Here is a 16,521-nt window from a genome sequence, read left to right on the forward strand (position 1 = left end):
TCCGTTACCTTTGTTAAACTAGCTCTGCCGCTAGCGTATTGATTTTTGAGAGCAAAGATTCAAAGTCCGCCGTCGTCAGACACGGGTTCAAAATCGTAAATTTCAATGCAGTTTTATCGTCGACAATGGTTTCACCCAATACCGCGATACCGCGTGTTAACGCTTCTAAGCGCAACGTTTTGTTCAGTTCATCAAGATCCGCTGATTCATGTGTCGCTCGGAACAGAACCGTAGATAGTGATGGTTCAGCCAACAACTCAAAGTGTTTGTTATCTCGAATCATGTCCGCCACTTCAAGCGTCTGTTCAAGCAAATGATCATACATATCGCCTAGTGCTTTTGGCCCTACGCTTTGCATCGTCATAAACACTTTGAGCGCATCAAAACGCTTAGTTGTCGCAATAGACTTATCCACCAAGTTCGGTAGTTCGTCGTGTTCGCGGTTCAAGTAGTCTGCATGGTGAAGCAGGAATTTAAAGTTAGACTTGTCGTTTACCAATAGCGCACCACAACTGATGGTTTGGTAAAACAGCTTATGGAAGTCTACGCTGATGGAATGTGCACGCTCACAACCTTTCAGACGTGTTTTTTGGCTACTTAGAATCAGAGCTCCACCGTATGCACCGTCGACGTGCATCCACATGTCATGTTTCGCTGCCATATCGGCGATAAAGTCTAAGTCATCAATAGCACCGTGATCCGTTGTACCCGCTGTGCCAACAATGGCAAATGGGATTAAACCTTCTGCTTTGGCCTGATTGAGAACTTCGTCTAACTTAGTGACATCCATCGTTCCATCGGCATTAGCATCGACGGTCATGACCGCTTTTTCACCCAATCCCATCCAAGACGCTGATTTTTGAACCGTGAAGTGGGATTTTTTCGAACATACAATACGTAGCTTGTCTGCGTATTCAGGAAGGCCAAGCTTTTGAATTGAGTGTGCACTGAGTTTGTCAGCAATCCAATCTCGCGCAAGCATCAAACCCATTTGGTTACTTTGCGTGCCGCCGCTCGTGAAGATACCGTCCGCTTTTTCACCTAACTCATATTTATCGCATAGCCAGTTCACAACTTTCTGTTCAACATAAGTCGCTGATGAAGCTTGATCCCATGAGTCCATCGACTGGTTCAAAGCCGCAATCATTGCCTCTGCCGCAATCGCTGGCATCAACGGTGGAGTATGCAGGTGAGCAATACAATCTGGATGTTGAGTAAAAATTGCGTTTTTCGCGACCAGATCAGCAGCATCGTCGATAACGGATTTAAGAGGCGCATTTCCATTATCAAGATCAACGTCGTGAATCGCTGCTTCCAATGCTTTTGGATCCACACCTGAATACGGTGCAGTCACTTGTTCAAACACTGACTTCATTGCCGTAGTAGTGTGATTCATCACCGAAGCAAATTCATTGCTGCCCATCTCTCCAGTGTGGATGAAATGCTTCTTCCATTCATCTTGTGGCTGAGTTTCGATGTGACTACCGCCAGCGGCTAAAATCGCGTCTTCAAATACACGTAAAGCAAAGTCGATTTGCTCAAACGAGATGATAAGAGGAGGAAGGAAACGAATTACTGCGCCTTCGCGTCCACCTTTCTCAACGATCAAGCCACGCTCGAGTGCTGCGCGTTGAATAGAAAGTGTGAGTTCACTATCCGCTTGAGGTTCACCAAATTTATTGAGCTCACCGTTTGGAGTTTTAATCTCCACGCCTAGCATCAAACCTTTGCCACGAACCTCTGCGATACAGTTCACACGCTTTTGAATACTTTCAAGGCCGTAGCGCAAGTACTGACCCGCAATATTGGCATGCTCAACAAGATTATCACGCTGGATAATTTCTAATGCTTTCGCACCAGAGACCATGGCTAGCTGGTTACCACGAAATGTACCTGTGTGCTCGCCCGGCTTCCATGTATCATGTTGCTTGTTGATAACCAATAGCGACATTGGTAATCCACCGCCAATTGCTTTTGATAAACACAGAATATCTGGAACAATGCCCGACTCTTCGAACGCGAAATTGTAGCCAGTTTTACCAACACCACACTGGATCTCATCGAAGATCAGTAAGATACCGTGTTCATCACAAATACGACGTAACTCTCGTAGCCAGAATGCTGGCGCAGGAACAACACCACCCTCACCTTGCACTGGCTCCACGATAATCGCGGCAGGCTTCATAATGCCTGACTCATCATCGTTTAAAAGACGATCGATATAGCGAATACTTGCTTTTGCACCTTCATCACCGCCAAGCCCAAAAGGACAACGCAGGTTGTATGGGAAAGGCATAAAGTGCACATCCGACATCAAACCAGTTCGACGAGCTTTGGTGCCTAAGTTACCCATCATCCCCATCGTACCATTAGTCATACCATGGTATGCGCCACGGAAGGCAAACATAGTGTTGCGACCGGTAGTCTGTTTCGCGAGCTTGATAGCAGCTTCAACCGCATCAGCTCCAGACGGGCCGCAAAATTGGATAACGCTGTTCTCGCTTAACTCTTGAGGAAGAAAAGACTTAACAGATTGAATAAACGTCGTTTTTGCTGATGTTGCAATATCTAGCGTCTGATATGGCAGTCCTGAATCTAATTGCTCTTTCAGAGCTTGGTTTATTTCAGGATGGTTATACCCCAAAGCTAGAGTGCCAGCCCCCGCAAGGCAGTCTAGAAAGATCTGTCCACGCGTATCTTCAACCAAGCACCCAAAGGCTTGTTTAATTGCGATCGGCAAACGACGTGGATAAGAACGTACTTCAGATTCATGCTCAGCCTGATCAATCAATACTTGATCTGGCGTTAAGTCATACGTTCCCTCAACGATAGGAACCTGAGACGAAAAAATGTTTGCGATATTGCTATCGACTTCAAAGGCAGTGCTCATACTACATAATCCCTTGAATTATAATAATTCTGTATCCTGTATTAATAATCATTAGAATGAAATTACAGGAGGTGTGAATACCCCTCCGCATTTGTCAGTGCATAAATGACAAATACAGATCATCCGCCACGATACTCGCGACTTTATATGTAAAAGGGATTAATCAAGGTTCTGTAATGCACCCGTTTTGTAAAACAGGACATTTCGGCAGTATGAAGCTGATTAGTGTGTGTTTATTCAAAGGTTTCAATGTTGGGTTTCCCATTAATATGCCGCGTTTACAGCATTAGTATCCCGTCTATCGACAAAAGGCTTTGCCGATACCTACCCTACGCAGTGTCACAATCAGCTTGAATGGTCACTACGCGTATCCCCCAGAGATCAAACGTTGTTAATTACGCTCCGAGATTGCGCGCGAATTTATCACAAAATAAAATCTTCTGGCAACGATTTTTCATATTAGTAACAGTGATGTAAATCACAACAAAACATACCCCATCGCAACTGTCGTGCTCATAGTCGTGAGCTATGCTTTTCTGCTTCTCTCAAACAGCTGTTATTTAAACAAATATTCTTGAGATATCATCACCTCATCCAACAGAGGTTTAAGGTTGTGCTGCTTAATCGTAAAACATTCCTTTCTATATCCGGAACATTTAAAAAGATAGCATTCTCGTCACAGCTTTGCCTGGATCAAGAGTGGTTATTCTCCACAAGTGATGGTTTAAACATAGACTAGTAGGAATGGCTAAGATGCTTTGCAATGGCAGAATGAACAATCACTTGAGTCAATGAGACAAAGGGTTCGTTACTTAACGAAGTCTGTGACAGAAAAGAAGTTTGAGATTTTCAAAAAAATACGAAAAAGGCCTAACATTTTCATGTTAGGCCTTAAATCTGGAGCGACACACGAGGTTCGAACTCGTGACCTCAACCTTGGCAAGGTTGCGCTCTACCAACTGAGCTAGTGTCGCATTTAATATGAGATGGTGCCCCGGGCCGGACTTGAACCGGCACAACGCGAACGTCGAGGGATTTTAAATCCCTTGTGTCTACCAATTCCACCACCAGGGCACACAAATATTCTTTGTGATGCCTTTACAGAAAAGTAAAACACCATCTGATATCGCCAATGCCATATCAATAAAATTTGGAGCGACACACGAGGTTCGAACTCGTGACCTCAACCTTGGCAAGGTTGCGCTCTACCAACTGAGCTAGTGTCGCATTTTTCTCGAAAGCCATTCGCTCTCAAAAGAATAATGGAGGCGCCTCCCGGAGTCGAACCGAGGTCCACGGATTTGCAATCCGCTGCATAGCCACTCTGCCAAGGCGCCTCATTTGTGAATAAAGCTAAGCTTTTTCACCACCCTTTCGAGCCGTGCTCTCTTGGGTACGGGATGCATTCTACGGATTCGAGCGATCGAGTCAACACTATTTTTATTTTTTTAAATCGTTTGACTAGAATTTGTGCGAAAGACGATGGATTGCTTAGTTTTAATACTAAAAATCGCTTAAATACACTTGTTTATCATAAAACTTTGGCTACGCCTTACGCTGCTGGCCGTGCGTTGCGTGCATTGAAGTATTAATAATCAGAAGACTCGCCTCTCTAAGACTCTCCAAGGACAAAAACAAGACTTAGATCACAAATAGAACTCTATCGAAGCAAAAGCTCCAGATACAAATTGCAAACATGGCCGTTAGCAAGCATTGAAAAGCGAGAGAAGCCAAAAAATGCTGTAGATTGTCTTAGATACAAAAAAGCAGGCTATTAAGCCTGCTTTCTAACATCAGAATTTAATGGTGCTCTTCATTCAACAGATCGTCTTTCGCAGCAGCCAAATATTGAATCATTGACCAATATGTCAAGAAAGTTGCCACATATAAGGCCGCAAAGCCTAGCCAAACCATCCATTCATCGTAACGCCATATCAACACCCATAAGGCGAACATTTGCGAAACAGTTTTTACTTTGCCAACCCAAGATACCGCAACACTCGCTCGCTTACCGATTTCAGCCATCCATTCTCGCAATGCTGAGATAATGATTTCTCGCGCAATCATCGTTACCGCAGGAATGGTCACCCAAATTGAATGATAATGTTCCGTGATTAGAATCAATGCCGTTGCCACTAGCACTTTATCAGCGACAGGATCAATAAACGCGCCAAAACGAGAAGTTTGGCCAAGTTTACGGGCCAACATGCCGTCAAGCCAGTCAGTAAAACCCGCTACCCAAAACACCATTGCTGCTGCAAACGGTGCCCATGAATAAGGTAGATAAAAGACAACCACAAAAACAGGGATTAGGAACAGTCTAAGAAGAGACAGAATGTTCGGGATATTCAAACGCATTTTATTATTCTCTTACACATTGCGGCTTAATGTTGCGCGATTTTCCTTATTGTTTCAATGCTTGGAAAATAATTTCTGCTAAAGAGTGACTTATTCCCGGTACTTTGGCGATTTCTTCGACACTTGCACGTTTAAGTTCTTGTAACCCACCCATGTACTTGAGTAACGCCTGACGTCGTTTAGGGCCGATTCCCTCAATCCCTTCGAGTGCACTCGTACGTCTGGTTTTACCTCGCTTAGCACGGTGCCCCGCTATAGCATGGTTATGGCTTTCATCACGAATATGTTGGATAAGATGCAGCGCAGGAGCATCGCTTGGTAAATGAAACTCTTCCCCATCGACTGTAATCAGCGTTTCTAAACCTGGTTTGCGAGTAACGCCTTTTGCAATACCAATCATGATAGGACGCTTTGGCCAATCCCCCCAGTACTGCGAAATGATGTCATGCGCACGATTTAACTGACCTTTACCGCCATCGATAAAGATGATGTCGGGAATTTTCTCTACGTCCAATTGCTTCGAATAACGGCGCTCCAACGCTTGTCCCATTGCTGCGTAATCATCACCACCGGTAATCCCAGTAATGTTGTAGCGACGATACTCTTGCTTAACGGGGCCTTCATTGTTGAACACCACACATGACGCAATCGTGCTTTCCCCCATCGTATGGGAGATATCAAAACATTCCATTCGAGCTATAGACTCCAAATTCAATGTTTCGCGAAGCGCATGAAAACGCTGATTAATCGTCATTTTGTGATTGATTTTGGTGGTAATCGCCGTTAGTGCATTCGTGTTCGAAAGCTTGAGATACCTTGCTCGAGAGCCAGTTGGCGACGTATGAAAATGAACCTTACGGCCTGCCACTTCACTTAACGCTTTCTGTATTGGCGCAATATCTTCTGCCAACTCTTGATTCAAAATAATACGAGAAGGAATTGTACGTGCTTCGTTATGGCTCAAATAGTATTGAGTCAGAAAACTATCGAACACTTCCTGCTGGCTTGTATTTTGTGGGATTTTCGGAAAATGGCTACGGCTACCAAGCACTTTGCCTTGGCGTATCATCAGGATATGGATACACGCGATACCATTCTCCTGAGCAAACCCGAGTACATCCATATCATCCATGCTGTCTTCTGAGACGTACTGCTGCTCTTGAACACGCCTAATCGCTTGGATTTGATCGCGAAATTTAGCGGCATCTTCAAAGCGCAATTGCTGACTGGCAACTTCCATTTTCTCGATCAGTTGTTTGAGTACTTGCTGATCTTTGCCTTGCAAAAACATTCGCACAAAGCCAACCAACTCTGCATATTCTTCATCAGAAATGATGGTATTAACGCATGGTCCTGCACAGCGACCAATTTGGTACATCAAACATGGGCGCGTTCGGTTAGAATAGACAGTGTCTTCACACTGGCGCACAGGAAATATCTTTTGCAGCAAATGCAATGTTTCTCTTACTGCACCAGAATCTGGGTAGGGGCCAAAATATTCACCTTTGCGCTTCTTGGCGCCACGGTGGATAGAAAGCCGTGGGTGCTTATGACCGCTAATAAAGATATAAGGGTAAGACTTATCATCTCGCAGCAACACATTGTATTTCGGCAAATACTGCTTGATGTAGTTATGCTCTAAGATCAGCGCTTCTGTCTCAGTGTGAGTCACCGTGACGTCTATTTTGGCGATATTACTGACAAGCGCGCGAGTTTTCTCACTGTCTACTTTTTTTCGAAAGTAGCTTGAAAGGCGCTTTTTAAGGTCTTTGGCTTTACCTACGTAGATTACAACAGCTTCGGCGTTGTACATTCTGTAAACGCCGGGCTGATGAGTTACTGTCTTGAGAAAGGAAGCCGAATCGAAAGGAGGATTCACGCTAAAGGGTCTCGGTGTCCAGCATTCCGTGGCGAATCGCTAAGTGAGTTAACTCAACGTCACCATTAATGTCCAATTTACTAAAGAGTCGGTACCGATAGCTGTTGACTGTCTTTGGACTTAAATTAAGTTGCTCAGAAATATCCGTTACCTTTTGGCCTTTGGTGATCATAAGCATGATCTGCAATTCACGCTCGGATAAGTCTTTAAAAGGGTTCTCAGAGGCTGGAGAAAATTGACTCAATGCCATCTGCTGCGCAATCTCTGGTGAGATGTAACGCTGACCACTATTAACTACACGAATCGCATTCACCATTTCGTCAGGGCCAGCACCTTTGGTTAAATAACCAGACGCACCTGCCTGCATCACCTTGGTTGGAAACGGGTTTTCTGTATGAACGGTAAGTACGATGATTTTCACATCAGGATTCACGCGAAGAATTTTTTTAGTGGCTTCCAAGCCACCAATTCCTGGCATGTTCATGTCCATTAAAACGACGTCAGCATGATTACTGCGACACCATTTTACTGCATCTTCACCGCTGTCAGCTTCTCCTGCTACGTTCATTCCACGGACGTCTTCAATAATACGTCGTATCCCTGTGCGAACCAGCTCGTGATCATCTACAAGGAAAACATTTATCAAACTTGTATCTCCACACTTTGTATTGGTTCTGCACCCACATAACCATTATTTGTTAAATGTGGATATCAGTATGACTGCCTATATACTAACGTAATCGACAAAAAATTGCTTTCTATGAATATGTGCTGAAACGCAAACTTTAGCAAGAACTTATTCATAAACCACTCTATTATTTTAGAGCGTGATGAGCAGAACCGAAATCTAAGAAAAGACAATTAACAACATTAAGTACAATAAATCAAGTAACTAGGTTTCATATTGCCCAGAGAAACACGCTATAACTTAAAATGACACTGTCCCTCTTGCACCAAAGACTAACTTATAATCACTAATTCCAGCAAAAATTTGAGACGCTTTCTTTACTGGTTATTTTTACAGTTCTTAGTGTTAAACTAACGTTCTTCAAGTTTTCTAAGGTTTCTCACATTTGAATATTCAACAAGGCTTCCTGCTAACTCGACAGGCACGAGACATCAAAGGTCAAACTCAAATCGAGCTGTGGCTTTCGACAGAAGCAGGTCCTACTCAGTTACTTATTAATGGTGAGAAGCCAGTATTTTTCATCGCTCAGAAACACTCAGAGCAAGCAAAGACACTCGCACGAGAAAAAAACATATTCGTCGACATCCGCCTTTTGGATCTCAAAACGTTTGAACATACGCCTCTTGCTGCCTGCTATACCAATGTAACCAGAGACGCTCTCGCACTCAAAGACACATTCGCTCAAAAAGATATCACTACGTATGAAAGTGATATTCGCCTCGCCGATCGCTACCTAATGGAACGTTTTATCAAAGGCAGTATCGAGTTTACAGGCAATGTGACTCGCACCAATGGCTACCAACGCGTCCAGAGCGCAAAATGCCGTGCGGGGCAATATGAGCCGAAGTTAAACGTTGTCTCGTTAGATCTAGAATGCTCTGAGAAAGGCATTCTTTACTCAATCGGATTAGACAGCATCATGGATTCCCGCGTTATCATGATCGGAGAACCAGAACCTTCGGAGACACCGATACAATGGGTTAAGGATGAAAAAGCGCTTCTAGAAGCACTCATCGTTTGGTTTAAACAATTCGACCCCGATGTCATTGTCGGTTGGAACGTCATTGATTTTGACTTTCGTCTGCTACACAAACGAGCAGAATGGCACAACATGAAGCTAATGCTTGGTAGAGCAGACCAAGCCAGCTTTTTCAGAAGTTCATCTCAAAGCCAACAAGGGTTTATTTCCATTCCAGGGCGAGTTGTAATGGACGGTATCGATACGTTAAAAACGGCGACTTATCACTTTCGGTCTTGGTCATTAGAGTCTGTATCTCAAGAACTCTTAGGGGAAGGGAAAGAAATCCACAACGTTCATGACCGCATGGATGAGATCAATCGTATGTACCGCTCCGACAAACCATCGCTGGCTAAATATAATTTACAAGACTGCGTGTTAGTGAATAAGATTTTCAATCACACTCACCTGCTCGACTTTGCAATAGAGCGCTCTCGTCTCACTGGTGTCGAACTGGATCGTGTCGGCGGTTCGGTTGCAGCATTCACAAACCTATACATGCCTCAGATACACCGAGCAGGCTACGTTGCTCCGAACCTACACCCTGAAAATTGGATTGCCAGCCCCGGCGGTTACGTGATGGACTCCATCCCTAACCTATATGATTCTGTTTTAGTATTGGATTTTAAGAGTCTATATCCATCGATTATTCGCTCTTTCTTGATTGATCCTATGGGTTTAGTTGAGGGGTTATTGCTCGATATTGGAAAAGAAGAAAATCAGGCTGTACCTGGCTTTCGCGGTGGGCAGTTCCATCGTACGAAACACTTTTTACCAGAAATGATTGAAAAGCTTTGGGCAGCACGTGATGTGGCAAAGAAGAACAATGAAAAAGCTTTTTCTCAGGCAATCAAAATCATCATGAACTCCTTTTATGGCGTACTGGGCTCATCGGGATGTCGTTTCTTTGATACTCGGTTAGCTTCTAGTATTACCATGCGCGGACATGAAATCATGAAGCAAACTAAGGTGCTGATTGAGGAGCAAGGATATCAAGTGATTTACGGCGATACGGATTCCACATTCGTGTCGTTGAATCGACCATACAGTCAAGTAGAAGCTGACGCTGTTGGAAATCAATTAGTTGATTACATCAACTCTTGGTGGCAAGAACACCTGCGTTCTGAGTACAACCTAACATCTATGTTGGAAATCGAGTATGAAACCCATTATCGCAGATTCCTTATGCCAACGATTCGTGGCGCAGAAACTGGCTCGAAAAAGCGCTATGCGGGTTTAATCGGTGAAGGAGAGCAAGAACGGATTGTATTTAAAGGGTTAGAAAGTGCCCGTACTGACTGGACCTCGTTAGCACAGAAATTTCAAAATACACTCTATAGCATGATTTTCCATGGTGAAGATCCAAGCGACTATGTCCGAGAGATGGTTGAGAAAACTAACAACGGTGAATTTGATGAACAGTTGGTGTATCAAAAGCGACTGCGAAGAAAACTGCATGAGTATCAGAAGAACGTCCCGCCACAAGTGCGTGCAGCTCGTTTAGCCGATGAGATAAATGCCAAGCTTGGCCGCCCATTACAGTATCAAAACAAAGGGCGAATTGAATACATTATTACCGTGAACGGCCCTGAACCTTATGAGTACCTCAATAGCCCGATTGATTATCAACATTACATTGATAAACAACTCAAACCCGTTGCGGATGCGATTCTCCCTTTCATTGGGACGGACTTTGACAGGCTTTCAGCGCCACAAATGGGGTTGTTTTAGCCGATACGAAACTCTGTTTTCTGGTACTGTTTGACTAACCAATCACCAAACGCATCAATTAGCCCGATAACAGAACGCTTGGGAATACCCCGGCCAGAAAGTAAAATTTCTAGCCGCTCGATCTCAAGCTGCTTTTCAGGATGATAAGTTAAGAATACCTTGCCACATTGTATAGGGTCATCAAACCAACGTTTATCTCGATACATCACCAAAGAGTATGACGCTCTTAGTAACTTTTTTGCAATCACGCGCTGGGCGGCCACCTGCTCTTCTATCGTCTTCGCTTGTACGATTTTTTTGCGATACACCGTAATCCAATCTTCCACATCCATATTCCAGTGCTTAGCAATTTCCCAACTTGGGACGTAATCACCAAAACAGTCTGCTAGATCATCACCATAAACACAGACACAGCAATGCTTAAGCATAAAACCCCAAGTGAAAATACTGTCTAAATTAGCTACTTCGCTCACTAAGGCTGTACGGACCGATACACCATTCACGTGAGGGTAACTCTGCTGCGCACGCCACTTAATTGTGTTGAGCAAAGTCGCGCGATTGTGCTCAAAGGATGATTGAGTAACGACAACCAGGTCTAAGTTCGACCTCCCAACGATCGCTGTTTTACGAGCAACACTACCGTATACATAAACGCTGTGTAAGTTTTGCCCCAGTCCACCTTTGAGACAAGCGATGACTTCCCTAATTAAAGGCGCAAACTCTGGTTGAAATGGTTGTTTAGGATCGATAACAGGCAGAGACATGACTTAAAACGTGTTCTCAGATGGTTCAAGAAGTTGGACTATATGTTCTCTTAGCCGACTCACTGAATCAAGTCCATTCAGGTGTTTAGTCATGGGAGTAACAACAAATTTCTGCAATGAATTTTAATGCTAGGCGGCTAACTTAGCGCTATAATCACCTAGTTTTGCTTAATAAGTATGAATAGGAATATACAATGCCAAAGGCAAGTGAAATCAAAAAAGGCTTCGCAATCGAGTCTAATGGTAAAACTCTTCTAGTTAAAGACATCGAAGTAACGACTCCAGGCGGTCGTGGCGGCGCTAAAATCTACAAAATGCGTTGTACAGATCTAAACACGGGCGCACGTGTAGATGAGCGTTACAAGTCTGATGACGTTGTTGAAACGGTAGAAATGAACAAACGTGCAGTTGTGTACTCATACGCTGACGGCGATGAGCACATCTTCATGGATAACGAAGACTACTCACAATACACATTCAAGCACAATGAAGTTGAAGACGACATGCTGTTCATCAACGAAGATACACAAGGTATCCACATTATCCTTGTTAACGGTGCTGCAGTGGGTATTGAACTACCATCTTCTGTTGAGCTAGTGATTGAAGAAACTGACCCTTCAATCAAAGGTGCTTCTGCATCTGCTCGCACTAAGCCAGCACGCTTCGCTTCAGGTCTTGTCATCCAGGTTCCTGAGTACATTGCAACTGGTGACCGTGTTATCATTAACACAGCTGAACGTAAATACATGAGCCGAGCATAAGCATGTCTGATTTGATTTCTTACGACGACGTCATCGACGCAGCGTACGACATTTTCCTTGAGATGGCTCCAGATAACCTAGAGCCTGCTGACGTGATTCTGTTTACTGCGCAATTTGAAGATCGTGGTGCCGCAGAACTTGTTGAAACCGGTGATGACTGGGTTGAACATGTTGGCTTCGAGATCGACAAAGAAGTATATGCAGAGGTTCGTATCGGCCTAGTAAATGAGGAAAATGACGTTCTTGATGACGTATTTGCTCGTATGCTAATCAGCCGAGACCCTGAACATAAGTTCTGCCATATGCTTTGGAAACGCGATTAACGTTTCTTCATCATGAACAAAGATACCAGCCTAGTGCTGGTATTTTTTTATCTGTTGTTTTCGTCTAGCTGAGATATATGTTTATACAAAGCACCCTGCTCTATATAGGCTTTAGATCCTTTTGTTATGTAACAGATAAGAAAAAGGCTTGCCGAATTGGCAAGCCTTTCTGATGTTTTGCTATCGATTAACGATGCTTGTTGCGTGCGCCTTGGTCACCAGCAGTCTTCTTCGGCTTACGACGAGAAGGGTTGTTGCTGCGACCTTTTGGCGTGTTAACACGCTCTTCATGGCGCTTAACTGCGCGACGAATTTTTTGGCTGCGTGCACGCTCACGTTTGCGTGACGTGTTGTCTTTGTTCAGATCAAGCATGGTTTCTTTCTCTGGACGAAGCTCTACAAGCTCACGCAAGTAGTTTACTTCTTTCAGGTCAAGCTCCATCCAACCGCCACGAGGCAGTTTCTTGTCTAAGAAGATGTCGCCGTAACGAACACGTTTCAGACGGCTAACGGTACACTCTTGCGATTCCCATAGTCGACGAACTTCGCGGTTACGACCTTCGTTGATAACAACGTAAAACGTGTGGTTCATGCCTTCACCACCCGCGTAAACAACATCTTCAAAGCGAGCTAAACCGTCTTCCAGTTCAACACCTTTTACTAGATTACGAACTTTCTGTTCAGTTACTTCACCGAACACACGTACTAGGTATTCACGTTCAACTTGGCGGCTTGGGTGCATTAAGCGGTTCGCCAGTTCACCATCCGTTGTGAAAAGTAGAAGACCAGAAGTGTTCGCATCCAGACGACCAACTGAAATCCAACGAGAGCCACGAATTTTTGGCAGACGATCAAAAACAGTACGACGACCTTCTGGATCGTGACGAGTACACAGTTCACCCTCAGGTTTGTAGTACGCAAGTACACGACAAATCACTTCTTCTTGAATCTTTGCAGAGACAATGTGACCATCGATACGAACTACGCTGCTCTCGTCTTCAAGTCTTTCACCAAGCTTAGCGACTACACCGTTCACGCTAACGCGACCAGATTTAATTAACGATTCAATCTCACGACGAGAACCGTGACCAGCACGTGCTAATACTTTTTGTAACTTTTCGCTCATTTATCTACCTATGTGTCGTCTTCACAGACGTCTAGACCAGGATTGGTCTGTATTTTGCTATTTACCCATTTCAGTGGGATTTTTCGGTCGGACATTATACGTAACTTTCTTAGTTAATGTAAGCTAAATCGGCGCCATTCTCCACACCAAAATTCACTTCAAAAATGACCGAAATATTTGTCCTATTCTGCAACTTTTTTACTACTTAAAGCAGGCATTGCTCAACGAGAATCCCACTAATATCGGTCTTCCTGAACCACTTTAACCACGCGGTACCTGATAAAATTGTCAGGGTTACAACAATAACCACTTGGGGTGTGTTTACTGTTCGTATTGCTAGAAAGCAACGAAGAATAAGCCGTCCCTGTTTGCTGCTAAGTAATACCAATCACCGCAGACAATGAGCGCTCATAGCAAAGCAAGGTCGTGGGTAACAAGACAAAAATTGTCTTTAAGTCATTAGTTCACATCAAAAATAACACTAATGCTATCGTGTACTCTGACTCTCTAGGTTCGCTCTGCACTCTCGGCGATTGGCATAAATCAGACAAAAAGGAATAGAACAATGTCTATGCTAAATCTCGACCTAAATTGGATTTTTGGGACATCTCAAGATGACGATATGACAGGCACAAAAGGCTCTGAAACAACCGATATTTTCTTCGGCTTCTGTGGTGATGATAAGTTTGTAGGATACGGAGGTAATGATATTGTCTTCGGTGGCTGGGGAGATGATACCTTGCTTGGTGGCCGAGGTAACGACTTTGTTTCTGGCGGCTTTGGAAACGATTTCCTATCCGGAGGATTAGGAAACGACAAACTCTTTGGTGGCTGTGGCGACGACACAATTTTTGATTATTCAGGCAACAACTACTTGAGTGGTGGCTGGGGTAACGACACCCTCGTTGTTGGTGATGGTGAATCAGTACTGAGCGGTGGCTGTGGAGACGACACCTTCGTGCTTACAAACCGCCTGGCTATTGGTGTACCTGATCAGCCAGTATCTTCCAACGATATTGATGTCAAAGCCGACATTGTCGATTTTAATATTTTCCATGACAAACTTGTCTTTGATATGGGCCGAGACACTGATAACGATGGCATTCGAGATACGTTCTTGGATTCAGCGGATGATCTGACTTTATCTTACAATGAGTGTGGCTGGGCAGTATTCTCAAGTGATGAATACAATGTTGAAGTGACACTAAACGGTGTGAGCTCTGCATACATCAACTATGCAGAACAAAATGGTATCGACATTTTCGATTTCGCTTAACCTCAATCAGTTAAGTTCAATGAGATATTCGATATGACAACTAAAATAGGAGGCGCGATGCCTCCTATTTTGTTTGACGGTGGTGTGCGTCTACTATTCGAATGGTGCAGGATCACCTGATCCTAAACGCACTACAACAGGTTCACCTTCGCTAAAGTCAATTACAGTCGTAGGTTGTTCACCTAGGTAACCGCCATTAAGAATCACATCAACCGCATGTTCTAGTTTATCGCGAATATCCTCTGGATCAGATTCTGTTACGTCACTGCCAGGTAGAATCAACGACGTAGACATCATCGGCTCACCTAATGCTTCCAACAAGTCCAAGGCAATTTGATTGTCTGGAACACGGATACCGATGGTCTTACGTTTTGCATTCATCAAACGACGCGGCACTTCTTTTGTGCCTTTGAAGATGAAGGTGTAAGGACCTGGTGTGTTATTTTTCAGCAGTCGGAATGCAGAGTTATCCACTCGCGCATAGAGAGAAAGCTCCGACAAATCACGACACAGTAAAGTAAAGTTATGCTTATCATCCAGACGACGAATCTGACAGATTCGTTCCAGTGCCTGTTTGTTCTCCAACTGACAGCCAAGTGCGTACCCTGAATCAGTAGGGTAAACCACAACGCCGCCGTTACGAATGATTGCTACTGCTTGATTAATCAAGCGAGCCTGTGGGTTTTCTGGGTGAACGTAAAAAAACTGGCTCATTGTAATTCCTCATTATCGAGCCTCTCGGCTCTATATTTTTATGGGTTCTCGACTTCGTATTACTGAGTATTATTCAACGAAGGATCTATTCCCCAATCTTTCCAAACTGGTTCGACGCCAGCAGGCAACCATAGGTTCCTTCCTAGCTCCATCCACGGTGATGGGTAGTGAAAATCACTGCCTTGAGAGGCTAATAGTTTGTATTGTATAGCATAATCAGCCAAGTTGCGCCTTTCTTGTTGCGCTTGCTGTGGCTGTGCAACTTCCATCGCATCACCACCTGCTTCGACAAACGCTGCTAGAAGACGCTTAATCCACTTCGCTGTCAACTTATATCTGCCAGGATGCGCTAATACCGCCATTCCACCAGCCGCATGGATAGCATCAACCGCATCCTTCATCGAACACCAATTCGGTGGTACATAACCTGGGTTATTACGCGTTAGGTATTTTTTAAACACCATTTGCATGGTTTTTGCGTAACCATTATCTACCAACCATTTCGCGAAATGCGCTCTTGTCACTGGAGCATCACCGGCGATTTGCCTTACCTCTTCAAGCACACCTACTCGAGTTGCTTTTTGTAGTCGCTCTGCAATTAACTCAGATCGTGTTATGCGATGCTGCTTCTGCTGTTCTATGAGGGCAGATAATTGTTCATTTTCCGGATCAATATTCAGGCCGACAATATGAATGTCTTTGTTTTGCCAGACGGTCGATATCTCAATGCCATTGATGATTTTTATCGGCAAATTATTATCTTGAACGTATTGCTTAGCTAACGCCAAACCGTCAACCGTATCGTGATCAGTGATCGCCAAAACCTCGATATCAAAACTCAGCGCCCTTTCCACTAAATCTTTAGGTTCTAACCGACCGTCCGATGCAGTGGTGTGACTATGTAAATCAATTCTCATATTTTTATCGTTTTAATGCCGTTTTGGGGTTGACTTTTTACTCTCGCACTAGTTAACTAGTACACAAATACAAAGT

12 protein-coding genes and 4 tRNA genes are annotated in these 16,521 nt (G+C 44.0%); 4 read left to right on the forward strand and 12 right to left on the reverse strand.

All coding sequences use genetic code 11. The annotated features are described in order from the left end of the window. Positions 1–13 precede the first annotated feature (13 nt). The 8 genes from R8N28_RS12860 to uvrY form a co-directional block, all read right to left on the reverse strand. Positions 14–2,890, reverse strand: coding sequence for a pyridoxal phosphate-dependent class III aminotransferase (locus R8N28_RS12860; protein ID WP_065274670.1), 2,877 nt, complete (start codon positions 2,888–2,890; stop codon positions 14–16). Positions 2,891–3,788: 898 nt separating this feature from the next. Beyond that, a tRNA-Gly gene (locus R8N28_RS12865) sits at positions 3,789–3,864 on the reverse strand. A 13-nt stretch (positions 3,865–3,877) separates the two neighbouring features. Further along, positions 3,878–3,964: transfer RNA gene (locus R8N28_RS12870), tRNA-Leu, on the reverse strand. 77 nt (positions 3,965–4,041) lie between these two features. Next, positions 4,042–4,117 (reverse strand) — tRNA-Gly (locus R8N28_RS12875). Between the two features lie 36 nt (positions 4,118–4,153). After that, a tRNA-Cys gene (locus R8N28_RS12880) sits at positions 4,154–4,227 on the reverse strand. Between the two features lie 463 nt (positions 4,228–4,690). Further along, positions 4,691–5,248 carry a CDP-diacylglycerol--glycerol-3-phosphate 3-phosphatidyltransferase gene (pgsA, locus tag R8N28_RS12885; protein ID WP_005394805.1) on the reverse strand — a complete coding sequence of 186 codons (558 nt, stop codon included), beginning with the start codon at positions 5,246–5,248 and terminating at the stop codon, positions 4,691–4,693. 46 nt (positions 5,249–5,294) lie between these two features. Next, on the reverse strand, positions 5,295–7,127 hold the full coding sequence (gene uvrC, locus R8N28_RS12890; protein WP_082240156.1) for an excinuclease ABC subunit UvrC: 1,833 nt from the start codon (positions 7,125–7,127) through the stop codon (positions 5,295–5,297). Position 7,128: 1 nt separating this feature from the next. Further along, on the reverse strand, positions 7,129–7,773 hold the full coding sequence (gene uvrY, locus R8N28_RS12895) for a UvrY/SirA/GacA family response regulator transcription factor (protein ID WP_005386783.1): 645 nt from the start codon (positions 7,771–7,773) through the stop codon (positions 7,129–7,131). Positions 7,774–8,200: 427 nt separating this feature from the next. Between uvrY and R8N28_RS12900 the strand changes: the two genes are divergently transcribed. Then, positions 8,201–10,564, forward strand: a complete 2,364-nt coding sequence (locus R8N28_RS12900; protein ID WP_017820476.1) for a DNA polymerase II — start codon at positions 8,201–8,203, stop codon at positions 10,562–10,564. On the opposite strand, the gene R8N28_RS12905 is transcribed toward R8N28_RS12900, so the two are convergent. Next, complete coding sequence (locus R8N28_RS12905) at positions 10,561–11,328, reverse strand: nucleotidyltransferase (protein WP_053306582.1); 768 nt, start codon at positions 11,326–11,328, stop codon at positions 10,561–10,563. The genes R8N28_RS12900 and R8N28_RS12905 overlap by 4 nt on opposite strands. A 194-nt stretch (positions 11,329–11,522) precedes the next feature. Here R8N28_RS12905 and yeiP point away from each other — a divergent pair, with 194 nt between their 5' ends. Both yeiP and R8N28_RS12915 read left to right on the forward strand, forming a co-directional pair. Next, on the forward strand, positions 11,523–12,089 hold the full coding sequence (yeiP, locus tag R8N28_RS12910) for an elongation factor P-like protein YeiP (RefSeq protein ID WP_005376801.1): 567 nt from the start codon (positions 11,523–11,525) through the stop codon (positions 12,087–12,089). Positions 12,090–12,091: 2 nt separating this feature from the next. After that, positions 12,092–12,412 (forward strand): HI1450 family dsDNA-mimic protein, encoded by a 321-nt coding sequence (locus R8N28_RS12915; protein ID WP_005376800.1) that lies wholly within the window; start codon positions 12,092–12,094, stop codon positions 12,410–12,412. A 187-nt stretch (positions 12,413–12,599) separates the two neighbouring features. Here R8N28_RS12915 and rluB read toward each other — a convergent pair whose 3' ends face one another. Continuing rightward, positions 12,600–13,538 (reverse strand): 23S rRNA pseudouridine(2605) synthase RluB, encoded by a 939-nt coding sequence (rluB, locus tag R8N28_RS12920; protein ID WP_005376798.1) that lies wholly within the window; start codon positions 13,536–13,538, stop codon positions 12,600–12,602. A gap of 565 nt (positions 13,539–14,103) precedes the next feature. Between rluB and R8N28_RS12925 the strand changes: the two genes are divergently transcribed. Next, positions 14,104–14,814 carry a calcium-binding protein gene (locus R8N28_RS12925; protein WP_005376796.1) on the forward strand — a complete coding sequence of 237 codons (711 nt, stop codon included), beginning with the start codon at positions 14,104–14,106 and terminating at the stop codon, positions 14,812–14,814. Positions 14,815–14,907: 93 nt separating this feature from the next. On the opposite strand, the gene R8N28_RS12930 is transcribed toward R8N28_RS12925, so the two are convergent. Both R8N28_RS12930 and rnm read right to left on the reverse strand, forming a co-directional pair. Continuing rightward, positions 14,908–15,528, reverse strand: a complete 621-nt coding sequence (locus R8N28_RS12930; RefSeq protein ID WP_005376791.1) for an L-threonylcarbamoyladenylate synthase — start codon at positions 15,526–15,528, stop codon at positions 14,908–14,910. Between the two features lie 59 nt (positions 15,529–15,587). Then, a complete protein-coding gene (gene rnm / locus R8N28_RS12935; protein ID WP_005386777.1) occupies positions 15,588–16,445 on the reverse strand; it encodes an RNase RNM in 858 nt (285 codons plus the stop codon). Positions 16,446–16,521 lie beyond the last annotated feature (76 nt).

This window comes from Vibrio sp. Vb1554, from assembly GCF_033344235.1.